The sequence below is a fragment of the Kribbella sp. NPDC006257 genome (genome assembly GCF_040613535.1).
GTDB lineage: Bacteria > Actinomycetota > Actinomycetes > Propionibacteriales > Kribbellaceae > Kribbella.
Map to the genome: position 1 here is coordinate 79,967 of NZ_JBEXSJ010000014.1, position 24,128 is coordinate 104,094.

22 protein-coding genes, 3 tRNA genes and 1 riboswitch are annotated in these 24,128 nt (G+C 65.6%); of the genes, 16 read left to right on the forward strand and 9 right to left on the reverse strand.

All coding sequences use genetic code 11. From position 1 onward, the window contains the following. The first annotated feature begins 46 nt into the window (after positions 1-46). Positions 47-2,068, forward strand: a complete 2,022-nt coding sequence (locus tag ABZ004_RS18795) for a tachylectin-related carbohydrate-binding protein (RefSeq protein WP_355681150.1) — start codon at positions 47-49, stop codon at positions 2,066-2,068. Positions 2,069-2,120: 52 nt separating this feature from the next. Here the strand turns inward: ABZ004_RS18795 and ABZ004_RS18800 are convergent, their stop codons facing one another. Continuing rightward, complete coding sequence (locus tag ABZ004_RS18800) at positions 2,121-2,861, reverse strand: DNA alkylation repair protein (RefSeq protein ID WP_355681151.1); 741 nt, start codon at positions 2,859-2,861, stop codon at positions 2,121-2,123. A 182-nt stretch (positions 2,862-3,043) separates the two neighbouring features. On the opposite strand from ABZ004_RS18800, the gene ABZ004_RS18805 reads away from it, so the two are divergent. From ABZ004_RS18805 to ABZ004_RS18825, 5 genes are all read left to right on the forward strand, one after another. Beyond that, positions 3,044-3,433: an STAS domain-containing protein gene (locus tag ABZ004_RS18805; RefSeq protein ID WP_355681152.1), complete on the forward strand. Its 390-nt coding sequence runs from the start codon at positions 3,044-3,046 to the stop codon at positions 3,431-3,433. Between the two features lie 102 nt (positions 3,434-3,535). Beyond that, the gene (locus ABZ004_RS18810) at positions 3,536-4,327 is read left to right on the forward strand and encodes an ATP-binding protein (protein ID WP_355681153.1); all 792 of its coding nucleotides are present in this window, start codon (positions 3,536-3,538) and stop codon (positions 4,325-4,327) included. Between the two features lie 327 nt (positions 4,328-4,654). Further along, the gene (locus ABZ004_RS18815) at positions 4,655-5,686 is read left to right on the forward strand and encodes a LacI family DNA-binding transcriptional regulator (protein WP_355681154.1); all 1,032 of its coding nucleotides are present in this window, start codon (positions 4,655-4,657) and stop codon (positions 5,684-5,686) included. Positions 5,687-5,710: 24 nt separating this feature from the next. Continuing rightward, the gene (locus tag ABZ004_RS18820) at positions 5,711-6,295 is read left to right on the forward strand and encodes an SIS domain-containing protein (RefSeq protein ID WP_355681155.1); all 585 of its coding nucleotides are present in this window, start codon (positions 5,711-5,713) and stop codon (positions 6,293-6,295) included. A 170-nt stretch (positions 6,296-6,465) separates the two neighbouring features. Beyond that, on the forward strand, positions 6,466-7,194 hold the full coding sequence (locus ABZ004_RS18825; RefSeq protein WP_355681156.1) for a polyprenol monophosphomannose synthase: 729 nt from the start codon (positions 6,466-6,468) through the stop codon (positions 7,192-7,194). On the opposite strand, the gene ABZ004_RS18830 is transcribed toward ABZ004_RS18825, so the two are convergent. After that, entirely contained in the window at positions 7,191-7,928 is a 738-nt protein-coding gene (locus ABZ004_RS18830) for a hypothetical protein (protein WP_355681157.1), read from the reverse strand. The two genes, ABZ004_RS18825 and ABZ004_RS18830, sit on opposite strands and share 4 nt — an antisense overlap. Positions 7,929-7,982: 54 nt before the next feature. Continuing rightward, positions 7,983-8,522 (reverse strand): metallopeptidase family protein, encoded by a 540-nt coding sequence (locus ABZ004_RS18835; protein WP_355681158.1) that lies wholly within the window; start codon positions 8,520-8,522, stop codon positions 7,983-7,985. A 101-nt stretch (positions 8,523-8,623) separates the two neighbouring features. Between ABZ004_RS18835 and ABZ004_RS18840 the strand changes: the two genes are divergently transcribed. From ABZ004_RS18840 to ABZ004_RS18875, 8 genes are all read left to right on the forward strand, one after another. Next, complete coding sequence (locus tag ABZ004_RS18840; protein ID WP_355681159.1) at positions 8,624-9,796, forward strand: hypothetical protein; 1,173 nt, start codon at positions 8,624-8,626, stop codon at positions 9,794-9,796. Positions 9,797-10,209: 413 nt separating this feature from the next. After that, positions 10,210-10,282: transfer RNA gene (locus tag ABZ004_RS18845), tRNA-Glu, on the forward strand. Positions 10,283-10,341: 59 nt separating this feature from the next. Continuing rightward, positions 10,342-10,418 (forward strand) — tRNA-Asp (locus ABZ004_RS18850). 53 nt (positions 10,419-10,471) lie between these two features. After that, a tRNA-Phe gene (locus ABZ004_RS18855) sits at positions 10,472-10,544 on the forward strand. 189 nt (positions 10,545-10,733) lie between these two features. Continuing rightward, entirely contained in the window at positions 10,734-11,039 is a 306-nt protein-coding gene (locus ABZ004_RS18860) for a hypothetical protein (RefSeq protein WP_355681160.1), read from the forward strand. Between the two features lie 12 nt (positions 11,040-11,051). Then, entirely contained in the window at positions 11,052-11,363 is a 312-nt protein-coding gene (locus tag ABZ004_RS18865; protein ID WP_355681161.1) for a hypothetical protein, read from the forward strand. Positions 11,364-11,417: 54 nt separating this feature from the next. Continuing rightward, positions 11,418-11,708, forward strand: coding sequence for a hypothetical protein (locus ABZ004_RS18870; protein ID WP_355681162.1), 291 nt, complete (start codon positions 11,418-11,420; stop codon positions 11,706-11,708). 270 nt (positions 11,709-11,978) lie between these two features. Next, complete coding sequence (locus ABZ004_RS18875; RefSeq protein WP_355681163.1) at positions 11,979-12,377, forward strand: hypothetical protein; 399 nt, start codon at positions 11,979-11,981, stop codon at positions 12,375-12,377. 20 nt (positions 12,378-12,397) lie between these two features. Here the strand turns inward: ABZ004_RS18875 and ABZ004_RS18880 are convergent, their stop codons facing one another. Beyond that, positions 12,398-13,579: a Fic family protein gene (locus ABZ004_RS18880; protein WP_355681164.1), complete on the reverse strand. Its 1,182-nt coding sequence runs from the start codon at positions 13,577-13,579 to the stop codon at positions 12,398-12,400. Positions 13,580-14,617: 1,038 nt separating this feature from the next. Between ABZ004_RS18880 and ABZ004_RS18885 the strand changes: the two genes are divergently transcribed. After that, positions 14,618-16,825, forward strand: coding sequence for a S8 family serine peptidase (locus ABZ004_RS18885; protein WP_355681165.1), 2,208 nt, complete (start codon positions 14,618-14,620; stop codon positions 16,823-16,825). Positions 16,826-17,300: 475 nt separating this feature from the next. Continuing rightward, positions 17,301-17,471: riboswitch (cyclic di-AMP (ydaO/yuaA leader) on the forward strand. 65 nt (positions 17,472-17,536) lie between these two features. Continuing rightward, positions 17,537-19,006, forward strand: a complete 1,470-nt coding sequence (locus ABZ004_RS18890) for a family 16 glycosylhydrolase (RefSeq protein ID WP_355681166.1) — start codon at positions 17,537-17,539, stop codon at positions 19,004-19,006. 237 nt (positions 19,007-19,243) lie between these two features. On the opposite strand, the gene ABZ004_RS18895 is transcribed toward ABZ004_RS18890, so the two are convergent. The 5 genes from ABZ004_RS18895 to ABZ004_RS18915 all read right to left on the reverse strand — a co-directional run bounded on the left by ABZ004_RS18895 (position 19,244) and on the right by ABZ004_RS18915 (position 23,499). After that, the gene (locus ABZ004_RS18895) at positions 19,244-19,648 is read right to left on the reverse strand and encodes a hypothetical protein (RefSeq protein WP_355681167.1); all 405 of its coding nucleotides are present in this window, start codon (positions 19,646-19,648) and stop codon (positions 19,244-19,246) included. Next, positions 19,645-20,916 (reverse strand): hypothetical protein, encoded by a 1,272-nt coding sequence (locus tag ABZ004_RS18900; protein ID WP_355681168.1) that lies wholly within the window; start codon positions 20,914-20,916, stop codon positions 19,645-19,647. The genes ABZ004_RS18895 and ABZ004_RS18900 overlap by 4 nt, the downstream gene beginning before the upstream one ends. 121 nt (positions 20,917-21,037) lie before the next feature. Further along, entirely contained in the window at positions 21,038-21,487 is a 450-nt protein-coding gene (locus ABZ004_RS18905) for a DUF4304 domain-containing protein (protein ID WP_355681169.1), read from the reverse strand. Positions 21,488-21,498: 11 nt separating this feature from the next. Continuing rightward, positions 21,499-22,950, reverse strand: coding sequence for a PQQ-binding-like beta-propeller repeat protein (locus tag ABZ004_RS18910; RefSeq protein WP_355681170.1), 1,452 nt, complete (start codon positions 22,948-22,950; stop codon positions 21,499-21,501). Positions 22,951-22,998: 48 nt separating this feature from the next. Further along, positions 22,999-23,499, reverse strand: coding sequence for a hypothetical protein (locus ABZ004_RS18915; protein WP_355681171.1), 501 nt, complete (start codon positions 23,497-23,499; stop codon positions 22,999-23,001). Positions 23,500-24,128 lie beyond the last annotated feature (629 nt).

A 24,128-nucleotide genomic window follows, 5' to 3' on the forward strand; every position in this document is an offset into this window, starting at 1 on the left:
GGCGGGCATCTCGCATGCACTCATCCCGATTCTGGGGGTTCCCATGTTGAGCACTCTTTCTGCACGCCTGCCCGGTCTCGGGTGGCGCCGCAAATTCACCGCCGTGGCGCTGATCGCCGGGCTCGCCACCGCCGGCCTCGCCCTCACCGCGCCCACCCAGGCACGGGCCGAGGACGCGAACATCACCTGCACGCCGACCCAGAACGTCTTCGCCATCAAGAGCACCGGCGAGCTGATGCTCTACAAGTTCAACGACCTGAGTAGCGTCACCGGGGCGACGGCCGCCACTCCGACCAAAGTCGGCAGCAGCTGGAACATCTTCTCCAAGCTGATCGCCGGTCCGGACGGCTGGCTGTACGGGATCAAGCCGAACGGCGGCGGCACGTTCGCCTACCACTGGAACGGCACAACCTTCGACGTTACGAACCGGAGCCTCGGCAACGTCTTCAACATCTACGCGGTGCAGGCGCGGGTCAACAAGATCACCATGGACGCGCGCGGCGACTTCTACACGCTGCAGGACGACGGCACGCTGCGCCGGTGGACGTACAACACCAGCACCGGCGCGATGACGAACCAGCCGGTCCGTGGTGACTGGAGCGGCTACAACGCGATCACAGCCGCCGGCGACGGCGTCATCTACGCACGCAAGCCGGCTGGTGGATCCGGCACCGGATCGCTCGACCGCTACCAGATCGAGCCAACCAGCGACCGGTTCCTCTCCGCGCGCCAGGTCGGCGGCAGCAGCTGGAACACCTTCAGCAGCTTCTTCAGCGTCGGCGGCGACATCTTGCTCGGGATCCGGCCGAACGCCGATCTGCTGCACTACCGGTTCCGGCCCGACCCTGACTTCACCTGGGCCTTCCAGGCAAACCAGCTGGGCGGCGGCTGGGACGCGTTCATCGACGTCGCCGGCACCTCGAACGCCTGCAAACTGACCAAGTCCTACGTCCCGGCCACGCCGACGATCCCGGCCGAGAACAACGCTCCGATCGCAGTCCTGCAGGCCGGCACTGGTCAGCTCGAGTACGGCCTCACCGACAACATCGGCCACACGAAGTGGGGACACCAGCCCGATCCGACCGACTTCGGCGGTACGGCCTGGACGACCCTGCCGGACACCAACGCGTATGTGGGTACGCCGGCCATCACCCAAGGCGCCGACAACAAGGTCGACCTGACCGTGCACGCCACCGACAGCCAGGCGTGGGGCTTCATCCAGTCGGCTCCGGCCGCCGCCACGCTGGGCGCCCCGGTCACCCGAGCCGGCCTGATGGCCTCGGGTGCCGCCGCCGCCAAGAGCCCGCTGACGAACAAACTGTTCCTGCTCGCGTTCGACGGCAGCGGTTCGCCCTGGATCAAGATCGAGGGCGTCTCGGGACTCCTGTCCTGGCAGCACTTCACCAGCGCGGGCGGTCAGGTCTTCACCGGTACGCCGGTCATCGGGCCTGGCCCCGGCACCACCCTGACGGTGATCGCCCGCGACACCGCCGGGACCTACTGGGCAGCGAGCTGGAACGGCACTGCACTGTCGGCCTGGAGCAGCCTCGGCGGTTCGGGCTTCACCGGCAAGGTCTCGATCGTCCGGTACCCCGGCGACCTGCTGCGCGTGTTCGCCCGTGACGCGGACGGCCACATCAAGACCCAGAAGCAGACCGCGGCGGGGACCTCGTTCCCCGGCACCTGGGACCAGGTCGGCGCCGCTGACCAGGTTTGGCCCGGCTCGCCCAGCGCCGTGATGGCGCCGGACACCGGGTTGGTCGAGGTCCTCGTCCGTGGCACGGATGGCAAGAACTACTTCGCCCAGGAGCTGGCTCAGGGCACCGGTAGCTGGCCGCAGTTCAAGGAGGTCCAGCAGGACGTGACCGAGCAGTACACCACCGATCCGACGGCCTTCGTCTACACCGCCGGCGGCGTTCCGAAGTGGGCCTTCGCCACCTACAACCAGGACTTCCAGGTCCGTGTGGTCACGGCCAGCAGCGTCAGCTCCTCGTCCTTCGCCACTACCGGCACCAGCATGAAGAGTGCGCCGGCCGACCCCACCTTCAACACCAACAAACTGCCGTAACTCTTAACCCAGCAAGGGCCGCCGGTGAGCACCGGCGGCCCTTGTTTGTTGTCTATGGCAAACGCTTCATCGACAGATACTGCTTTCGGGTCTCTGGCGGGAGGCGCTCTATGGCGTAGCGGAGCATGGTTCGGGGCATCGCCGTGGCGTGCTGGTCGAGGAAGGTTCGGAGGTCGTCGGGAGAGACGCGTTTGCCGGCCTCGCGGAGCATCCAGCCGGAGGCTTTGTGAATGAGGTCTTCCGGGTCGTCGAGGACCAGGGCGGAGAGGGCGTAGGTGTCGGCGGTCTGGCCGGCGCCGATCAGGTACTGCGTCGCAATGAGGGCGATCCGACGTTCCCAGAGGTTGCTAGAGGCAACGAGTTTGTAGAGCGGGTCTCGGTCCTTGTCGAGGAGGTGGGCGCCGACGATCTGCGGGGCACTGCAGTCGACGAGATCCCAGTTGTTCACGTGCTGGGTGTTGCGGAGGTAGAGGTCGTAGATCGCGCTCAGTTCAGCAGCGTTCGCAGTACGGGGTTTCACAGCGTTGGAGGCTCTGTCCGCGAGCAGGGCCAGTACTGCGAGGCGGTGCTCGTGGATCGGACTGGCCAGCGCCTTCTCCAGGTCGGCCAATGGCAGGCCGGCGCGAACATAAGGTTTCAGCAGCCCGCGCAAGGTGGACAGTTTGACGCCGATCATCTGGTCGCCATGACCGTAGCCGCCCGGCTGGAGCTGGAAGTAGCGCGCGAGCACCTCGGCGACGGCGGGGTCCGCGGCGTCGTCGATGGATCTCAGCAGGTCGCCGACCGTACTCACATCACAACTCCTCCAGTCGCTGTTCAGGATAGGCAACGCTAAGGCCGATCATCACGCTCCGAGGTCACTAGCGGTGCAACCGTTGTGACCTCGGAGCGTTCGGGCATACGGTGAGGCCAGGGCAGTTTCCCCGCGCCAGGACCGACCGGCGTCCGCGGAGCCGGCCTCGGGGAGGGACCGCCGTGACCAGCCAGCCGGAGTCACCGGACGACGAGATGATCCGGACCGTTTTCGATGTGGTCACCGAGGAACTGCAGCCCGGTGTCCGGCTGATCCGGATGTCGGGTGAGATCGACATCGCCAGCACCGAACTGGCCGCCCGGGCGATCCGGGCCGCGGTCGGACCGCCGGCCCGGATCGTGCTGATCGACATGTCCGCGGTGACCTTCTGCAGCTCCGCGGGGCTGGGAAATCTTGTCGAGGCGCGGCAACTCGCGACCCAACATGGCATCGATCTCGCATTGGTCGGGATCGGCCGTCCGGTGGACCGTCCGCTGTCCATCACCGGCCTCGGCGGCCAGTTCAGGATCTATGCCTCGGCCGAGGACGCTCTGCGTGAGAGGGGCGCCTGAAGGCCGCCGGCCTGCATCGACCCGCCCCGCGAGCTGCCCGGCTGCTCCGGGGCAGGCTGACCGCAGGGGAATCCGAGCGGGCGAGAGACGGTAAGGCGCGAGATGAGTCAGGGCAGGCCGCTCGAAATCTCGGTCCGGACGGTCGGCAACGCGGTGGTGATCCGCCCGGCCGGCGTACTGGACGTCGGCACCGCACCGCAGTTGCGGACCTTCCTGTTCAAGGCGCTGGCGGACCAGCCGGAGGCCGTGATCGTGCAAATGCAGGATCTCGTCCTGACCAGGGCCTCCACGCTCACTCTCTTCACCACGGTTGCCAGGCAGAACGCAGACTGGTCCGGCGTGCCGTTGATCCTCGTCACCGGCCGGCGGGACAGCCGCGCGGTCCAGCTCCAGACCCAGCTGATCGCCCGGTTCATCCCCGTCTTCGCAGAACTCGCTTCCGCGCTGGCCTCGATGCACACCCCACCGGCGCGCCAACTGACCAAGCTCCGGCTACCGTCGGTTCCGGCCAGTGCGGGCGTCGCGCGCCGGTTCGTCGCTTCCACCTGTGAGCTGTGGCGCTGCGAGGACGCCTCCGAGGACGCCGTCGCGATCGTTTCGGAGCTGGTCGGCAATGTCGTCCGGCACACCTGGTCGGAAGCCGATCTCCGGCTCGAGCTGCGGAGGCAGTTGCTCACGGTCGCCGTCACGGACCAGGACTCGGTCTTCCCGGTACGTCGTCCGCCGTCCGCCACCCGGACCAGCGGACTCGGGCTGAGCATCGTCACCCACCTGGCGAGCGCCTGGGGTGCCAACGCGAACTCCACCGGCGGCAAGGTGGTCTGGGCGACGATCCGGCTCACGCCGCCGAACGCCCGGGTGGAACTCAACAACGCCTGGCGGAACGGGCAGTAGCGTGGCCGCGTGACCAAGCTCTGGGGGGGTCCGCAGCGACGAGGCCGAGGGGCGGCATCTGCTCAACCTCGACGTCGAGCTGCCGGCCGACGTCCTGCGGCCGCTGGTCAGGGACGCTCTGAACGAGCCGGATTCGGCCAGCGAGACGCTGGTGGAGGCGGTCAACCGGCGGGGACGGGCGATCACCGTCCGGTTGATCTGCAGCCCCCTCCACGGCCCTGACGGGCGGCAGCGAGCGGCCCTGCTCACGATGGAACCGCAGGATTCGGCGAAGCCACTCGGGCCAGGACCGGTACCGGAAGGTGGCCCGGGCCCTACGATGACGGCGTGACTGGGGATTTGAAGAAGCAGGCGAGCCGGCCGACCGTGCAAGACGTCGCCCGGGAGGCAGGCGTGTCGCCGTCGACCGTTTCGCGCGCGCTGCACACCCGTGGTTACGCCTCGCGCGAGGTGCGGGAGCGGGTCCAGGCGGTCGCCCAGCGGCTCGGCTACGTCCCGAACCACATGGCCCGGAACCTGCGCAGCCGGACGTCAACGGCGATCGGCGTACTGATCTCCGACCTGCGCAACCCGTTCTACGCCGATCTGGCCGCAGGTGTGGAGGAGGTACTGCGCTCCGAGGGTCACCAGATGATCCTGGTCAACGACAACGGCGACCCGGACGAGGAGATGCACGCCGCCGAGACGCTGCTCGCGATGCAGGTCGCCGGCGTGATCGTCACCCCGGTCGCGGCGGGCTGCTCGAAGATGCTCCAGGACAACGGCATCCACGTGGTCTGCGCCGACCGACGGCTCGGCCGGGCCGGCTGCGACGCCGTCCTGAGCGACAACAAACTGGGCGCGCAGGAGCTCACCGAGCACCTGATCGGCTTCGGGCACGAGCGGATCGGGCTCTTGATCGATGAGACGAAATGGTCCACCGGGGCCGGTCGACTGTCCGGATTCCGGGCGGCGCACGAAATTGCCGGAATTGATCTCGACGAGGATCTGATCGTCTACACGAGCTTCGACGCCGACGCGGCCCGGCAGAGCACCGCAGAGCTGCTGAACGAGCACCACGTGACCGCGATCATGGCCGCCAACAATGTGCTGGCACAGGGCGCTTTGGCCGAAATCAAGCACCGCAGGCTGCGGATTCCGCACAAGATCAGCCTCGCGGCGTACGACGATGTGCCGTGGATGTCGTTGGTCCAGCCCGGAATCACCACTGTCGATCAGCACACTGTGGATATAGGTCGTAGCTGTGCGCAACTACTGATGGCCCGGATCCGGGACGAACTGCCCGCCCGGCACCGCACGATCAGGGTGGCACCGCGACTAATTGTGCGCGGATCTACCGGACAGGCTCCCCGCAAGTAGCAAAACTGGCGTACCACCGTCCACATGACCCAAATTTATGTGGACCGAGTCATCGCCCGGCAGCTCGAGCGACACGCCGAGGTTGCCTACGCGATGCACAGCCAGCTGGACGCGATCCAAGAGGTCGCCGACGAGCTCATCCGCCGACTGGACTCGGGCGGTGTGCTCTACACCTACGGCAACGGAGGATCCGCCGCCGACGCTCAGCACCTGGTCGGTGAACTGATCGGCCGGTACCTGCGGGAACGGCGGCCGCTGCCCGCCGTTGCCCTGGTCGGCGACGCCGCCGTGACGAGCTGCATCTCCAACGACTACTCCTACGACGAAGTGTTCTCCCGCCAGGTGGAGGCCCTGGCGCGGCCGAACGACATGGTGATCGGATTCACCACCTCCGGTACGTCTCCGACGGTGGTGAAGGGACTTGCGATGGCCCGTTCGCGGGGCGCGTGCTCGGTCGCCTTCACCTCCACCCGCGGCATCGCGCTGGCGGCAGCGGCCGACCTGGCGATCGTCGTACCGGCTGAGGAGACCGCGCGGATCCAGGAGATGCACCTGGTCGCGCTGCACCTGGTCAGCGAGCTGGTCGATCAGTGGGCGACCGCCTGCTGATCGGATCGCCGGGCGATCGGGTTGCCGACTCGCCGGTCATCGGATCGCCGACAGTCCGCTGATCAGTTCCATCCGCCCGAGCGGCGGTCCGGATGAACCCTGTGCACCCGGGCCGCCGCTTCCAACTGGTAGCGTCCTGCGTCCCGGTGTTTCTCGAAGAAGGACAGTTCATGGGCGAGAGCTCCAAGATCATCGTCGTCGTGCCGACCTACAACGAGCGGGAGAACCTGCCCGTGCTGGCCGGCCTGCTGTCGGACCTGCGACTGCCCGGCCTGCAGATGCTGGTGGTGGACGACAACTCCCCCGACGGCACCGGCGCCGTGGCCGACGAACTGGCCGAGAAGGCCCCCGACCAGGTCGCCGTCCTGCATCGCACCGAGAAGGACGGCCTCGGCCGCGCCTACATCGCGGGCATCGGCCGCGCGCTGGCCGAGGACGCCGACATCGTGATCCAGATGGACGCCGACCTGTCCCACCCCGCCTCGGTCATCCCGACCATGGTCGAGACGCTGCGGACGACCGACGCCGGCGTGGTGATCGGGTCCCGGTACGTCGAAGGTGGCTCCGCGGCGGCCGAGTGGGCCTGGCACCGGCGGCTGCTCTCGGCGTTCGCGAACGTCTATGTGAACACGATCCTGCGTTTGCACGTGAAGGACGCCACAGCGGGCTTCAAGGCCTGGAAGGCGGACACTCTACGGGCGATCGACGTGGCGAGCATCCAGAGCAACGGGTATTCGTTCCAGGTCGAGATGAACTACCGGACCGTACGCCGCGGCCTGCGCATCGCCGAGGTCCCGATCCGCTTCGAGGAACGCACCGTCGGCGCGTCGAAGATGACCTTCAAGGTCCAGCTGGAGTCGGCGCTGATGCCCTGGAAGCTCCTCTTCAAGCGGTCCTAGATCGACCGGGCAATCGACGCGGTCATCTTTGCCACCTCGGCGCGCACGGCGTCGAGGCTTTCGGCGTACGCGAAGTAGCAGATACTCACGCTGACATCGTTGATGGCAGGCAGACCACGGAACCTCGTGCAGACGCCTGCGAATCGATAGGTCACGCCGTCCTCGACGTAGGAGCTGGTGAAGCTGATCGTGGCCGCGTCGAAGGTGTTCAGATTGGGCGCCAGGGTCTTCCGCTCGGCTCCGAGTTTGAGATTGTCCAGGACCATCATGTCGGCGAAGGTCGTGGCGTCGGGGACCAGCAGGCCGGTCGTCTGCACCGGATGGTTCGACAGGGTGATCTGAGCCGCGCCTCGGCCTGGGGAGACCACCCGGGCGCCGTTGAAGCTCTCCCGCTGCCAGCCTTGCGGGATCTCGATGAACACGCCGTAGTTGATCGGGACGCCGCCATCGACCTCGGGATCGCGGCGCGGGTTCTTGGACGGGATCACTTCGGCCGCACTTGAGGGCTCAGGCGGGGTTGTGGGGGTACTCGCGGTCGTCTGGGCGCTCGCGGTCGTCTGCGGGCTCGCCGTGTGGTCGGAGCTCGCCGTGTGGTCGGAGCTCGCCGTGTGGTCGGAGCTCGCGGTGTGGTCGGACGAAGGTCCGGCGTACCGGAGGATCAGGGCGCCGACGACGAGCACGGCGAAGGCTGTCCCGGCTGCGAGCAGCTTGGTCGTCGGCGAGAGTGATGGCACGGGCTGAGGTTAGCCGTCGACGAGGGCGCCGGTCGGTCGGCGGTGCGGGCGCGGTCAGCCGTAGCCGAGGGCGTGCAGGCGGGCGTCGTCGATGCCGAAGTGGTGGGCGATCTCGTGCACGACGGTGATGTTCACCTCGTCGACGACGTCTTCGTGGGTTTCGCAGATCGACAGCGTGGGGTTGCGGTAGATGGTGATGCGATCGGGCAGCACGCCGCCGTAGTAGTGACCGCGTTCGGTCAGCGGGATGCCCTCGTAGATGCCGAGCAGGTGCGGATCGCTCGCCGGTGCGTCGTCCTCGACGAAGACGGCGACGTTGTCGATCAGCGCGGCAAGTTCGGGCGGCACCTGGTCCAGCGCCTCCGACACCAGCAGCTCGAAATCCGGCCGGCTCATCTCGATCACACGCCCAGCGTAGTGAGCGGTTCCACACGACCAGAGCCCGTACGCCGTACGCGGTGCCGGCCGCGCCCGGCGTACCGGGGTCGGCTGCGCGTTCGGCGTACCGGGGTCGGCTGCGCGTTCGGCGTACCGGCGTCGGCTGCGGGCCGGCGTACGGGGTCGGCGGGTTTCTGCCATGCCGGTTTCAGACATCGTTGAACCTCGTAGTACCTGGCTCGGGCTGCGGATACTGACGGCCAACCGGTCGCGTCCCGGCGACCGGTTTCCGCCGTCCACCGTTGCAGGAGTTCCGTATGAGAAAGCGCACGATCTGGACCACGGCTCTCGCCGCTGCCACCCTCGCGATCGGGCTGGCCGCGCCACCCGCCAACGCCGTACCGGTTGCCACCACCACAGCCACTGTCACGTCGTCCCAGGCCGACCAGCTGCTGGCGCAACTGCCCGCGTGGCGCGAGCAGGCTGCGGTCGTTCGCGCCCGGCTCGGGCTCGACGACAGTCCGCTGCGTGAGGCGACGCTGAACGCGATCGACCCCACGCAGTACGAATGCTCCCCGGCGCAGCCGCCGGTGGTCACCGCGATCACGGCCGGGATCGCGAACTGGACGGCCGATCAGCGGCTCGCCGCGCTCTACGTCCTGCTGTTCGACCTGCCGATGACGGAGGCGGTGTACTTCCCGACCCCGGGCCCGTACACCTTCGGCGCCCGCGGCGACTTCACGACCAAGGCCACGCACACCTTCCGCGACCTGCGCAACTTCTGGGACATCAAGTCCGACGACATCCAGCTGGTGCCCGCCCACGGCCGGATGCTGCTCGACACGGCTCGGGTCACCAAGGTGTTCACGACGTTCTACGGGTTCCCGCAGACCACGTCCCTCAACACCGCCGAGTTCATCAAGGCCCAGGTGAACACGGCCACGTTCAACTACGGCGACACCGCGCTCTTCACGTTCAACGCCTACGCGAACAGCATGGAAGGCCAGCCCCTTCCCGGCGTCGGCGACGTACCGGACCGGATCGTGCTCGGCGACGGCGTCCTGGACGGCTTCGCCCAGGTCGGCCTCGGCGACGTGACGACGCAGGCGATCCTGGCGCACGAGTTCGGGCACCACGTCCAGTTCGAGGACGGCCTGTTCGCCTCACCGCTGACCGGACCGGAGGCAACCCGCCGTACCGAACTGATGGCAGACGCCTTCGGCTCCTACTTCCTCACCCACGCGAGGGGAGCGGCCATGAACTGGAAGCGGGTCCAGGAGTTCGGCCAGACCTTCTACCAGGTCGGCGACTGCGGCTTCACCGCCGTCGGCCACCACGGCACGCCGAACCAGCGCCTCCGCACCATCCTCTGGGCCCACAACATCGCCGACTCCGCCCGCCCCCAGGGCCACATCCTCCCGTCCCGAACCTTCGACACCCTCTTCGAACAAGCCCTCCCCCAGTTGGTAGCCCCCGACGCAACCAACTAACCCCTCCGCGGTCCCGCGCCTAACCCGGACCAAGCCGACCAGGTGCTGCTGCAAGGTGCCTCCGGCATCATCAACCTGATCAAGCCGCACCCTGCTGCCGTACGCCGGCCACACCACCGGCGTACGGCACCCACTCCCCGAACCGGCACGTGGTGCGCCCGGTCTCTCACCCCACGGCGCACCACGTGCCACCCCTCGCGTCTTCGTGCACCGGCTGAGCAAATTCCCGCTGAACCGATGCTCATCCCATGCACAGAGACGACACTGATCCCCTTCTGTCCCCCCGGCTCGCCCTCGCCTCGCTTGCCGGCTTCCCACCCTTCAGGGCGCTTGTCAGGAACTCGTTTTGGACCTTCGCCAGGTCTCATCTATGCTTACGGCTGTCCCAAGGAGCTTCGGCTCCCGCGGTCCGAGTCCCCATCGTCTAGTGGCCTAGGACGCTGCCCTTTCAAGGCGGTAACGCGGGTTCGAATCCCGTTGGGGATACGGTCGAAAGACCGATGTCAGTAAGGCTCGAAGAATGGTGTAGCATCGTCGAGCAATCTGGCCCAGTAGCGCAGTTGGTTAGCGTGCCGCCCTGTCACGGCGGAGGTCGCGGGTTCGAGTCCCGTCTGGGTCGCCAGGAGTGAGAAGTGGCGGCGGGTGTCCACACACCGCCGCCATATTTTCTCTCCCGGTCAGGTAGCTCAGCTGGTAGAGCGTCCGCCTGAAAAGCGGAAGGTCGGCGGTTCGAGACCGCCCCTGACCACACTTCTTGAGCGTGAATCCGGCCATCGGCCAGTGCCTCCGAGTACTCCTGAGTGACCCTGATTGGCCATAGCTAATCGCACGCCAATCGCACGCCCGATTGCCTGTCCGGACATGCGCCATTGACCCAAACTGTCCCCGATCCGGCGTACCGTGGGATCTACGGGTCGACATTGCGAAGGGGCGACGCATGAACGTCAGCGACCAGGATCTGACCAGCGCCGAGCTAGCTGCGCTCAATCGGGCGATGGAGGTTGTCGATCGGCTACCCCGCGAAGCCGTCGACCGAGTCGTGCGTCACCTGCTGAGAGTTGGCCTGTACTTCCGGCGCACAAGGAACCCAGAGGTCTTGTCTGCCGCCGTGGACAGCCTCTTCCACATGGTCAAGAAGAACAGCGACGACACCTATCGCAAGCGGTCATCCGACGCACCCCATCGGGATCGGCGTGAGCAGTCGATGGATGCACAGCAGGTGCTGGCGGAGCTCCGGAAGTAGTCGAGCAAGTCGATGGCACGCATCGCTGTCGAGGCGTACCGGTGGCTCGATTGGTGGCTAGGAGAGTCAGGTCAGGCTGTTGAGGGTGATCGCGCGCTCCTGGTGGAGCTGGTCGAGTCGATCGAGTCCGACAAGTGGCGCAATGGTCGCTGGTTCTGCCCGTTTGACCCGGCTCAGGACCTTTACGACTGTCAACCTCGGCCGGGCCTCCATATCCTCATGTACCTACAACCTGACGCGGACGGCGAGTGGGCTGTGGGCATCGAGTCGATGACCTATGACGCCCCTGGCCATGACGAGCAGTACGACGACCTGCCTTTCTAGTGAGCCGCACCTGCCCGTCCCCCTGATTGCTGCAACTCAGGTCAGCGCACAGAAGTGAAGTATGTCGAGCTCGCGCATGCACTGTCGGCGTTCGTTCGAGCACGCAAGAAGGTGGGACTGACTCTGACCTTCCACGACCTCCGCCATACCGGACAGAGCCTCGCTGCCGCTTCTGGTGCGAGCACGGTTGACCTGATGAAGCGCGCCGGCCACTCGACGGCGGTAGCTGCTCAGCGGTATATCCACGCGGTCGAGGGACGTGACGCCGAGGTCGCAAAGGCGCTCAGCGAGATCGCGTCCAACGGTTCGGCAGCCCGCCTTCCGCGAACAATCAAGATCGACTGATGTCGCACGTAGATCGCACGCACATCTGAAAAGTGGCCTCTGACCTGCGGTTATGTGAGCGCCTGAAAAGCGGAAGGTCGGCGGTTCGAGACCGCCCCTGACCACCCTTCTGACCTGCGGTTTCTCCATCGGAGAACCGCCAACGCATCCCCCAGTACCGCAACGTCCGCCGACTTTCCACGGGCGGTTGACCGTATATGGTCATCGCGCATGACCGACCAAACGATGGGCGGTCAGCACTGACGTCGTGGCTTGCGGAGGGTGACAGCGGTGGGCTTCCTGCAGGGGTTCGATCATGAGAACTGGCGGGTCATCGTGGAGGATGACGATGCCGTGGCTTACGCGTACCTCTTGGACGGAGACGCAATAGTCAGCGACGTGTGGTTGTACAACCACGGCCCTGACCCGCTCGAACGACCATGGCAGAACGGTGCTGAGATGCCGTTCCGCAACCCTGCGGAGTTCACATCAGGAGATGACATAGGCGAGTCTGTGGCGTCGAGCGCGGTGGGCATCCGGTGGCTGGCAGTGGATGGACCTGGAATCAGAGCAGAGATCCGCCTTCGCGAACGGCCCATCGCCTGGCTTGAACCTGGTACCCGGCCGGGATGGTCCGCCCGGGTGACAAAAGATGGGCCGCTGGCGAAGCGAGCCCTCGACCGCTCCTGAGACTGCAACAGCTACCCCACTCACGAATGGTTCTGTCGATAAGGAACCGCGCGCTTAGGCTGCTCACCTCGGGTGTTGCCTGACTCGGTGGCGGACGCTCGCTCATAGTCGGTGAGGATCCCGAACACCTTCGGAGCCTCATAGAGACGTGAGCGCCGCTGATTGCCGATTGGCTGAAGGATTCCGGCCTCGACATAGCTTTCCATGGCCGCGAACGCAGCGGATCTGCTCGCCCCGGTCAATTGCATGACATCTTCTGCGCTGATCACTGGATGCCCGATCAACTCGGGAAGCAGACGTTCGGCCGCGCTGCCTTTGCGAGGGTTGAGCGTGGCTCGCCAATCCAACTCGAGATCCGCCAGACTTTTTTGCAGGGCGGCTGCATCGGCGGTGGCTCGCCGGGTTGCAGTCAGGAACAGGTCCAGCCAGTCGCGGAGACCATCGAGCGCCGCTTGTCCGTCCGGGGGGCCTGTGTATCTGAAGCTGGACAGTCCGTCGACATATGCCGAGGCGCGAGTCGCGAGTGCAAGGCTGATCGGCGGGATGAAGTCCCTTGTCAGCCCTCGCCTCTTGAGGATGACATGGATGAGGGCACGACCGGTTCGGCCGTTCCCGTCTGCGAAGGGATGGATCGTCTCGAACTGCGCATGGGCCAATCCGGCCTGCACCGTGCCGGGTAAATCGTCGCGATTTACGAACGCGCACAGATCCTCGAGTAATGCTTCGACGTACTCCGGTGGCGGCGGTACGAAGGCCGCCTGGCAAGGGTTGAAGTTGTTGCCACCGATCCAGTTCTGTTTGGTTCTGATCAGACCGGCGATCTCGGGTTGGTCCGAGTGCTCCATGAGAGCCCGGTGTATGTCGAGAAGATCCTCTACCTCGACCCTCTCGACCACTGCAACCGACTGCACCGCGTGGTTCATGGCTTTGACGTTGCCCAGAACGGCGTCGGCTGTCGCGTCTTTGTCCTGTACTCCGGCCGCCAACCTCGCTTCATGTCTGGCTAGCCGGCGGCTGTTGACCTGCAGGCCCTCGATCTTGGATGATGCGACGGCCTCAGCTCGCAGCAAGAACCGTGCCAGTTGCTCCAGGTGGTGCTCCCCGGGTCCGCCGAAGGCTGCCAGGGCACGTTCGGCGTCGACGATGTCGGCCGCGAATTCAGCACTGAAATCCAACCCATGGGCGCTGAGCAGGTCAGGCACGTACGCTGTGTACTCGCATGGACGTCTGTGTTTGCGCGGTCCGTAGGCGTCTGGATTGGCTTGCCAGACTGCGGTGATCTGCTGACTCAAACCTGGATCTCCTCATCGTTAAGTCCAGGTTATCTATCTAACCTGGACTTACAGCGATACTAGTCCAGGTTAGATCCCCACCTGAGGACCTCTCGCGACGAGCGACCCGGCAGTCAGAGCGCGCACAGAGAGGATCGCGCACCGCTCAACCGGGGGCAGGTCCCTTGGATCAATCGCTCCTAGCACTGACCCGCAGCCGTTACCGCAACGAGTACCGCAACGGCCTGCGACAGCGTGCGTCCGCCAGAGCGCAGCCCCAACGCCCAGCAGAAATGTAGGCGGCTTCGATATGGGCCGCTGTCGAGCTGAAAAGCGGAAGGTCGGCGGTTCGAGACCGCCCCTGACCACCTCATCTCCCTTCGCCTTCTGGTGGAGGGATTCTTCTTTCCCACGCACGCTCCGCAACCGGTCCTTCGTCGCCGCCACTGGTGAGGCTGGTCACTCGGATCGCCCGGAGGGCTCGCCCAGGCCAGCCCCAAACTCCGCGCTCTTGTCTCTCCATCGGAGAACCGCCGACCTTTCCGCTTGTCCAGCAACGTCTATCCAGCTAGGTGTTCCGCGAGCTGATCGAGCGCCTTCCGCGGATCGGCATGACTTCCCGGGTCGAGGTCGCTATCGAGACAGCGCTACGGCGCCTTGGATAACTGCGGGTTCCCTGCTGGCCGCCCTTCCGGTTCTGTTCGAGAACCGCTCTTGTCCACCCGTCTGGCCTCGGCTTCTCGGTTGCAGAGTCGCGGATCCCTTCGGCAGGACGGCAAAGTCCTTCACCAGTGCACTCGCCTTCGCACCGGGCTGTTTCCTCGCGTCGGTGCAGGCAGCCGGTGCGGACTGATCGCCCGGCTGAGAGGAATCCGGTGGCGGCTGGTGCGAGACCTTGACTTGGTCGCGGGCCGACCCCATCGTCGCGTGGGTCAGACGAATCACCTCCAGGAAGCTGGTGGACCGCCCATGAGAACTTTGACGAGGACACTGATCGCCGCACCGGTCGCGATGGTGATGGTCGCCCTGGCTGCGACTTCGGCAACGGCACAGTTGTCCGAACCACCGGCGCCGATCACGTCGTACGCCGGAGATCCTGGCAGGCTGGGCGATCCAGCGAGCTGGCGCACCCCTGAGTTCAACCGGGATGTCGGCCTGGTCTCGATCGGAGCGGAGTACGCCTACGCGGCCGGCTATGCCGGAGCCGGGATGTCCGTCGGCGTCGTCGACTCGGGCGTCTTCGCCGGGCACGTGCGAGAGCACGGCAGCCTCGCGACGAATTACGCGGTCGGGGACCGTTACTTCTCGGTGCCGGCACAAGGCGGCGACACCGGCCTCACACCAGGGTTCTACGACCCGGCGTACAACGACACGCACGGCACCCACGTCACCGGCACCATCGGCGCGAGCCGAGACGGTGTCGGTGAGACGACGCCCGCCGGTCCCGAGGCCAACATGCACGGCGTCGCGTTCAACAGCGACGTATACACGGGTAACACGCACAAAACCGACGGCGTCTTCTACGGCCTGCTCCCGGCCGACGCCACCGAGGCGCAGACCCCCGACAACGCCTACATCCAGAACGTCTACCGAGCTGTGAACACCGCGGCGACCACTGACGGCAAGCCGATCAGGCTCATCACGAGCAGCTGGGGCAGTGCGCCCCCGACCGAGAACTACAACACGTACGACGCTCCGCCCGGCGGACCGGCGACCTTCGGCCTGAACACGGCGTGGCGGCACTGGTCGCTGCCGGACGGTCTCGTGGACGCGAACGGCAAGACGGTGCGCTGGATGAACGGCGCCATCGAGGTCGCGCGTACCGGCACCATCATCCAGTTCACCGCCGGAAACGCCGGTGCCATCAACCCGACGCCGCGGGGCGCGGCGCCGTACTTCCTGCCCGACCTGGAAGGGCGCTGGTACACGACGTCCGGAATCAATCCCAACATCGGGCGTACGTTCAACGCCGACGGCTCGGTGCTCGTCCCGGGGCAGCAGGAGTTCAACCAGTGCGGTGTCGCGAAGTGGTCCTGCGTCACTGCTCCGAGCAGGCTGATCAACAGCACCACCGTGCAGCTCGTCGATGGTGTGCCGCAGCCTCGGTACCAGGCCTTCTCGGGTACGTCGATGGCTGGTCCGCACTCCGCGGCGGCGCTGGCCCTGATCATGCAGCGCATCCCCTACCTGACCAACGAGCAGGCGCTGTACACGATGTTCACCACCGGGCGGCAGAACAACACGATCAGCGATGCCACAGGTGTCGCGGTGCCGAATCCCACGCGTGGCCAGATCGTGCAGGTTCCGGACCGGCGCAACGGCTGGGGCACTGTGAGCCTGCGCGAGGCATTCAGGGGTCCGGGGCAGCTGCTCGGTCCGTTCAACGTCGACACAAAGGGGTTCAGCGATGTCTGGTCGAACGACATCTCCGACGTCGCCATCCAGTCACGGCGGCTGGAAGATGAAGCCGAAGACGCCGCCTGGGAGGCGACCAAAGCCGCCAAGGGATGGACCAACGGACTGCCGCCCGGCGCGAGCGACGTCGACAAGTCGGACTTCGCCATCGGTACCCGCCGCGAGCAGGCACGCGAGGCGCGCGTCTACGTCGGCAGTCTCAGCAAGAAAGGCGCGGGGACGTTGTTCCTCACCGGCAATGACAGCTGGCAAGGTAGGAGCACCGTGCGCGGCGGCAAACTCTCGGTCGTCGGCTCGCACGCAAGCGCGATCGACGTTGCCGGCGGAACGCTCGGCGGGAGCGGCACCGTGATCGGCGGCATCGACGTGGCCCGCGGTGTGCTGCAGCCCGGTCTCACAGCGAAGGAAGCCGCACGCATCACCGACGTACCCGTCACCCCAGGCAACGTCCTGACCACCGGCGGGGATGTGCGCATCGCCAGAGCGGGTCGCCTGGCCGTGACCGTCAGGGACGACAGCGACTACACGAGCGTCGCCGCCGCCGGCGATCTGGTGCTGGCCGGAGAACTGGATATTGACGTGCAGGGATCGCTGACCCGAGGCACCGTGCTGACGCTCATGAAGGGAAGGTCGGTCTCGGGCACGTTGCACAAGCTGCCTGAACGGCGCGTCGTGAACGCGGGCGGCTACTTGTTCAGGGTGTCGTACCGGAACAACAGCGTGACCCTGACCGTCATCGGCGCAGTTCCGCCCGGGCGATAGCTCGAGAAAACTCCGTTGCCCGGCGTACCGGCGTACTGGCAGTGCGATCGGTTTGGACCGCGACGGGCGACGGACTTACTCGGTTGAGGTTGGGGTTGGAACTGGCGGGAGATTGCGGCTGTCTGTAGACGGATGAATACGGTGTGAAATCGGCTGTTCGAAATGCGGCGTAAATTCTGCGCAAAGCTCAGAACAGACTGTTACGAAAGGACCGTTGCGTTCTCCGGATATCGGTGTCGCGCGACGGACAGTAATTCCGTGAGCGGCACCGATCCGTCGCAATTGTCACGCTCTGTCAAGAGAGCCTCCCGATTGTCGCGGTGCGTAATCACGATGGATTCCGTTACCGGTTTGAGACCTCGTTGTGACTGTGCATATAGTCACCGGCGCCTGGCTGGATCTGGGGACCGGGCAGGCGAGCAACGGAACACACTCCGCCGACTCGCAACGCCGAGTTCCGCCCTCCGGGTCGGTGGCCCCTCCCACATCGCATTCGAGGGCGGAAGTGGGGAACCCAAGGTTTCCGGACCGGCTGTGGCGCCTGCGTGCGCTGCGGCCGCTCCTTGGGGCGAAGTCGCACCCGCGACCGGGCAAATCTTCCTGCCCGAGCCCGACAGCTAACCTCACAGGCGTGCAGGAAGGACTGTCCCCATGGGGGATGCTTTCTCCCGTCGGCATGCACAACATCGCGCTGCCGTTCCCTCCGATAAATTGCAAGAACCGGCCGCAAAGGCCGGCCGCCGGGTACTGATCCCGCTCATCGCGGGCATCTCATTGCTCCTCACTACAGCCGGGATCGGCGTGGCGGCGCTGAACTCGGACAGCAGTCCGGCTCCGGTCAGCCTCACAGCCACCGCCGACGCCTACGTGAGCACCACTTCCGCCACCCAGCGGCATGGTTGGTCCTCTCGGTTGGTCGCGAAGATGAACGAGTCGACCAGCCTCATCCGCTACACCGTGCCCGCCGTGGCGGATGGCTACGAACGCAAGGCCACTCTGGTACTGACCCGGCTCACCACCAGCAACCCGGCCGAGATCGCGGTGTCGAAGGCGCCGGGCGGCTGGACCGAGGCCGTCACCTACTCAACCGCTCCGAAGCCCGGTACGCCGTTTGTCAGCGCGCCGGATGACGGCAAGTCGGCGCAGTTGCGAATCGACGTTTCGAAGGGCATCACCGAGGCCGGCGAGCTGAACCTGGCGGTGACGCAACCGGTTGGTGCCGGCGCCACCATCTTCGGTTCGCGCGAGTCCGGTACGAAGCAGACGAAGCTGGAGATCAGCTACGTTCCTGAAGGTACGACCGGCCCAGAGCCGTCGACACCTACTTCGGCCCCGACCTCAGCCCCCACCTCGGCGCCGACGACGGTCAAGCCGACGCAGTCGCCCACGGCGACGCCGACGACCAGTACGCCGACCGCTCCGTCACCGACGCCCACCGCGACGGCCTCGCCCACCACGACGTCTTCTCCGCCGACGACCGGCCTCAAGCCGTCGTGGAGCTCGACGAGTTCGAGCCGGCTGACGTTCCAGGACGAGTTCAATGCCACGGCAGTCGACACGACCAAGTGGGAGCGCGGCTGGTTCAAGGAAGGCATCTCGGACGGTGTCAACAGCGACAACCTCCAGTGCTACGACACCAAACAGGTCACCGAGTCCGGCGGGTACCTCAATCTGGCTCTCGCGCAGCGCCAGGCGACCTGCCGAGGTGGCACCAAGCAGTACGTGTCCGGTCTGGTGAACACCCGCAAGTCGTTCAACCAGCGGCTCGGCTCGTTCGAGGCAAGGGTGTGCCTGCCTGACGGCAACGGCGACGGCAAGGTCGACGGTTTCCCGGCCTGGTGGACGAACGGACCGTCCTCGGTGCCGTGGCCGGACCATGGCGAGATCGACATCCTGGAAGGCATTGGCGGCGGCACCAAGGCTTCGCTGCACTATGTCAACCCGGTCTACCACGGCGGTACGTACTCATCCACGCCGCTGGCCGGCTGCCACAACTTCGGCTCGCAGTGGACAAGCAGTGGAGTCACGTTCTACTACGACGGCAAGCCGATGTGGACGCACGCCTTCGCCGGCACGCTCCCCCAGTTCCTCATCTTCAACTACGCGGTCCGCCAGCACACGGGCGAAGCAATCACCCCCGGCACCGCAGTCCGAGTCGACTGGGTCCGAGTGTGGGCATGATGCAAGAGCTGAGTTCCTGAGATAGCAACACCGCGCGGGTGCATTCCTAAGTCTCAACACAGGAATGCACCCGCTAGGTGAAGTCCACGGCAGGGAACAGGTCTGGGCGCCGCCTGTCACTAGACCGGGAACCTGAGAGGGTGGCCGCAAGCCTTGACCGCAACAGCCAGCACGGACGGCCGCCGCTCCGCTGGCCCGGCTCCTCTCTCGCCCGTGTCGCTCCCCGGAAACCTTTCGTCAGCCAATGGGAGGCGAACTGTCTTGGGGGGTGAAGTCGAGGTCTGCAACCGACGGGGAACCCTCAGCATCCCAAACGCGGGCATAAGCTCCTGCAACGAGCGGCCAGATCTGTTGCAGGCCGTCTTCGACCGTCTCGATCTCGGCGGCTAGGTCTCCCGAGACAACGAACTCGTGTGGGATGACGCGACCGGCTGCATCCTTACGCCCCAACGGATCGGGAAAACGCAGCGCGACCTTCCCGGCAGCACGACGCCACGTCGTCGGCTCGTCCTCGAGATCCGCGAAGCTGCGTTCGTAGTCCAGTAGTGGGTCCGCCTGCCCTCCGCTGAGGAGGAACCTGAACCCCCAGGAGCGCCCTCGAGTAGCCCAAATGAGGCTCTCGGACAGGTCCTGAGGGCTCACTTGAGACTCCTGATGAACAGCTTCTCCTTGACGCCCTGTTCCAAATCCAATTTGAACTGGGTGAGCGTCGCGGTAAGGAAGTCATGGTGCTTCCGGGCCTGGGCATTGATATCCCTGAGTTGCGCCCCGCCCATCCTGGCGGCCGCAATCAGCGCAGGGACCGCAGCCTTGCCCGCGAGAGGGCCGACTATCGGCAACTTCGCCACCAGTTTCTCGATACCGAGACCCTTCCCAGCCATCAGGGCCGCAGCCATGGTCTCGGCACCGTCAGCCAGGGTGTCCAGAACCCTTCTCGGGATTTCCATCCGTTCGTTCCACTGAACTCGGCGCTCTAGGGGAAGCATTGAGGCCACCGGAAGGATGAGGTCGAGTCCGACCCGTTGAGTCACATCAATCTCCACCAACTCGGGGCCGGTCGAGGAGAGCTCGAACTTGGCCGAGGAGAGCAGCATGAAGTCCTCGCCCACCGATAGCGCGTCAGGCGTGTCCACGAGGTCTTTGAGCGTCGAGCGCAGGCCGTCGAGGTGATCGGCAGCCTTCCCGATGACGAGGTCGCGGAACGAATAGATGTCCCAGTCCGGGAAGAGGTCCGCCTTGGAGAGCGCAACGATCCAGATCCGCGGGAACTCGACCAGACGGTCCTCGTCGCTCAGGAGGTCATCCTTGAGCCGCAGCACGCCTTGGCGGAAGTTCGTGAGAAGCGACCGAAGGTACCGCTCCTCCTCGCCCTTGTAGTCCAGCAACTTCTGGCCGTCAACCAACAAGAGTGCGACGTCGGAGCATAGCAACGACCGGAACGTGTCGATCCGCCGATTGGCCTCTTCATCGCTGCTCGGCGACTCCTCGAACCACTCCCCCGGGTAGTCGTGCCATGCGAGTCGCAGGGCGTCGAAAGGCCGCTTGTTCGCCTCGGGGTTGTCGCCGCCCTTGAGCTTCACCGTGAATGAGTAGGTGGTGGCCGCGAATCGAGTGGGCGCCGGCGCCTTCGCGCGGTCCCTCATGCCAAGGAAGTTCTGGTAGAGCCGGTTGCCTTGGCCGGTGTCATCTGCGACAAGGTCCCAGAGGTCGTTCGAATACGAACCCTCCTGGGTCGGACCGAAGAAGGAGGAAACAAGCACCGTCTTCCCGGAGCCGCTCTCCCCGAAAACGGCGATGTGCTGCTCGCGGATCCTGGGATATTTCGCCATTGCGCGAACGTACCCCACCGGTGCAATCGACGGCGGCGGAAGGTCGTCGAGTTCGAGACCTCCGGTGGCCAGCCAGTCCAAGCGTGAACCCGGCTCATCTGGGCCTGCCGCGAGTACCCGTGAGGTCCCTTCAGCGATCATCCGCAGTTGCAGGGATTCTGCACGTCAGGCACGTCTTCTTTCGATGCCGAGCCGACTGACTCTACATCCGGGCCGAGAGCTGTTGCTTCCAGAATGGCTCTGCCTGCGACTCTACGAATCGAAGGACTTCGTGAGCGAGTGCTTGGTAGGTGGTGTGGGGCTGTAGTTTTGCCGTGCCGGGCTCGTAGTTGCGCGGTCCGAAGACGAACCAATGGTCGCCGTGGGGAAAGGCCGTCGTACCAAGGCGCGGGCGGGGCGCGGGGATGTCCTGGGCGGTCACCTTGTTGGGGGGCTTGTGTTCGCCCCAGGAAGTCGTGAAACCGTCAGGGCCGCACTCAGCGATCTCGACGACGAAGCTTCCGCCGGCTGAGAAGAACTGGAAGCTGATCAGGCAGATCTGGGTGTCCGAACGGCGACGCAAGTGCGGTAAGGATCCGGTGAATCCCTGAGGACGCAGGTGGTGTGCGATCGCGTCCTTCAAGGCGCCGTTCATTGCCTCGCGGGGAGTCATCTCCTGCACTTTCAGGAGGTTCGGTTGAAGGTGATGAAGAGGCCGTTGGCGTCGATTGTCACGGTGCGGCCGTCGCTGACGATGCCCTTGATCGGGCCGATCTTCTTGCCTGGTAGAGGATTCGTGACGGCTCCCGAGCCTAGGTCGACGGCGATCAGTCCGTCGTCGAAGGTGTTCGCCAAGAGGCTGTTGCCCAGGACTTCGGATGCCCCATGCCTCAGGGGCGAGGCGGTTGCGGAGATCTGCGTTCGCCAGCGTTCGGTGCCGTCGGTGAGGCTGCGGGCGACCAGGTCAGAGGTCTTCGGCCTCTCGCCCTTCTCGTAAGAGAGAAGGAGGCCGCCGGCCACCTTGAAGTAGTCGATGAGCCAGTAGCCGAACTGGTCCTTGAAGTCGTGCTTCCACAGTTGCTTGCCGGTCCGATCGATACCGGTCAGCCAGGTCTCGTTAACCAGGGTCTTGCCTTGGTAGGACGAGCGGCGGGAGATCACTGCCGCGACGTCCTTGCCGGTGCCCACGACATTACTGATCCAGCCTCGATCATCGGGTCCGCGGTAGGTCCAGGTCGGCGTACCGTCTGAAGTCGAGCGCGCCACGATTGCACCTCGATCCCTGACCGGCGGCTCCGACTTGTGGTCAGGATCGAGTTTCCGCGAGCGGGCGTCGTCATCCAGGTCGGTGGGGAGTCGGCTCAGCAGGAGTTGGTCTTGCAGTACATGCACAGAATCGGCCTGGTCCAGGCCCGCGACGCGTTTGTTCCAGTTGACTTTGCCTGACCGGGCGTCGATGCGGGCCAACCGCACGTCATGATCCGAGTCCTTGCGCCCATCGGATGGGCGGACGACGAAGAGCGCATCCCCGGACGCCGCTGAGGCGAAGGTCCAGCGCGAATCAGTGTCGCTGTCCTTGCCGACCTTGGTGCACCACGCGAGATCGCCGTTGCTGGTCTCCACGGCCGTGATCCGTGGCGCCGTGTCCCTGGGCATGCGCGTCAACACCAAACGGCCGGCCAGGTCCCCATCGCCGGCGCCGGTGCTCTCCTGGCGGCGTCCCCACACCGGTTTGCCGGTCTCCCCGTCCACCTGCACGATGGCAGCCGCCGTACCCGACCCGAGAAGGCCGCCGTCGCCCACCTTGAATCGGACGTCCCCGTCGTTCGAGTTGGCCAGAGTCGCGACAGCCGTGCCCGTTTGATGGGGTAAGACGACGGCATTTCGTGCTGCCCCAAGCGGCGCCACGGGGTGCTGGGCGACCTCCAGGAGATTCCGGAGGTTCTCCCGAGACCCTTCGTAGAAGTCGTCGACCTTGACCTGGTCCAGGGGCACCGTATGAACCCTCGCCAGCTTTGCGACCGGAACCTTCTCGAAGCTCGCCGAGCACCGCCCTTCCCACCAGGGCCGGACGATCAGAACTCCGGCCGCGATCACCGCGACGCCGGTGACGATGGCGATAGCCCGCCGGTTCATTGAGATCTCCGTTCAAAGGTAGGGATCAGCCCTGCTGCTTGAGCAATATCACTCGGTCATCGACCTTGACGTCCAACTCGGCGTCGAGCCCGTCGCCGGGTCCGGCCGGGTGTACCAGCCGGCCATCGAGACGCACACGGCGACCAGCCAGATGCCGACCGCGACGGTTGGTGCCCCGCTCCAGTCGATCTGCTCGATCCCCGGAGAGACTGGGGACGAATCCGGCTTGATGACAATGATCAGGACGGTGACCGCGAACCCGGCACAACTAGCTGCCAGGGCAGCGACCGTTGCCGGAGACACCAGACAGACAAGAGCCAGCAGGAGATAGGTGCGGAACAGCCAGGGACCCGCACTGCCCATCGGAGAGCTGGTGTCGGCGGCGGACAAGATGTCGAGCAGGCTGATACCGCTGTAGATCTGCGGCGGCTTCACAAGACCGTCGTTCCAGGTGGTCAGCCATGGTGTCGCGAGCAGAACCAGCAGGGCGAGAGATGCGGCAAAGCACATCAGGCGGAAGTCTCGCCACTTCTGGTTGGCATCGCGCATTGAAAGCCTCGTTCCCCAAGTCGTTGTCATGGGCATCCTTGCAGACCTGCGGCCGACAGGGCGGCGGCAAGCCGTTTCCTGCAGGAAGCTGCAACAGCTGAAGAATTGGGGTCAGTCGACCCACCATAAATGCGAACCGGTCCAGCGGTGTGCCGATGGACATGAGGTATGTGGTGGGAAAGGGCTCGCCGTTCGGTGGTGAGCGTGGGGGGGGGAAAGGTCAGCCGGAGACCTCATGTCCGTCGGTACGGGGTCAGGTGGAGAAGTCGATCGGGTGACCTTGCCGCGCACCGGTCGACCATTCGCTCGTGCGGAGGCAACGAGAGGCGACGGCGAAGGGGGTTGCGTGGGCGGTTCCCGGCGTACGAGATGCCACGGAACGAGCACAAGCAGCGGCAGTTACTCGACGGCTGTTGAGGCTAAACCTTCCGAGGGTTTGGCGGAGCCTCCGGGAGTTGCCGAGGGTTCATGTTGTGAAGGGGTGACGTTCATCGGGGGGCGTCAGGTTCGGGGGGATGAGATTTCGTGGGCGGGCTGTGGTGGCGGTCGGGGTTGCTGTCGGGTTGGTGGGCGCGGGTGGGGTGGTGGCTCGGGCTGGTGGGTGGTTGCCGTGGGGGGAGCATAACTTT

Coding starts and splice junctions, on each gene's coding strand:
- ABZ004_RS18810 (WP_355681153.1), top strand. CDS start 3,536: ATGAGTCAGGGCAGGCCGCTCGAAATCTCGGTCCGGACGGTCGGCAAC.
- ABZ004_RS18820 (WP_355681155.1), top strand. CDS start 5,711: ATGACCCAAATTTATGTGGACCGAGTCATCGCCCGGCAGCTCGAGCGA.
- ABZ004_RS18825 (WP_355681156.1), top strand. CDS start 6,466: ATGGGCGAGAGCTCCAAGATCATCGTCGTCGTGCCGACCTACAACGAG.
- ABZ004_RS18835 (WP_355681158.1), bottom strand. CDS start 8,522: ATGTCTGAAACCGGCATGGCAGAAACCCGCCGACCCCGTACGCCGGCC.
- ABZ004_RS18840 (WP_355681159.1), top strand. CDS start 8,624: ATGAGAAAGCGCACGATCTGGACCACGGCTCTCGCCGCTGCCACCCTC.
- ABZ004_RS18860 (WP_355681160.1), top strand. CDS start 10,734: ATGAACGTCAGCGACCAGGATCTGACCAGCGCCGAGCTAGCTGCGCTC.
- ABZ004_RS18865 (WP_355681161.1), top strand. CDS start 11,052: ATGGCACGCATCGCTGTCGAGGCGTACCGGTGGCTCGATTGGTGGCTA.
- ABZ004_RS18885 (WP_355681165.1), top strand. CDS start 14,618: ATGAGAACTTTGACGAGGACACTGATCGCCGCACCGGTCGCGATGGTG.
- ABZ004_RS18905 (WP_355681169.1), bottom strand. CDS start 21,487: ATGACTCCCCGCGAGGCAATGAACGGCGCCTTGAAGGACGCGATCGCA.
- ABZ004_RS18910 (WP_355681170.1), bottom strand. CDS start 22,950: ATGAACCGGCGGGCTATCGCCATCGTCACCGGCGTCGCGGTGATCGCG.
- ABZ004_RS18915 (WP_355681171.1), bottom strand. CDS start 23,499: ATGCGCGATGCCAACCAGAAGTGGCGAGACTTCCGCCTGATGTGCTTT.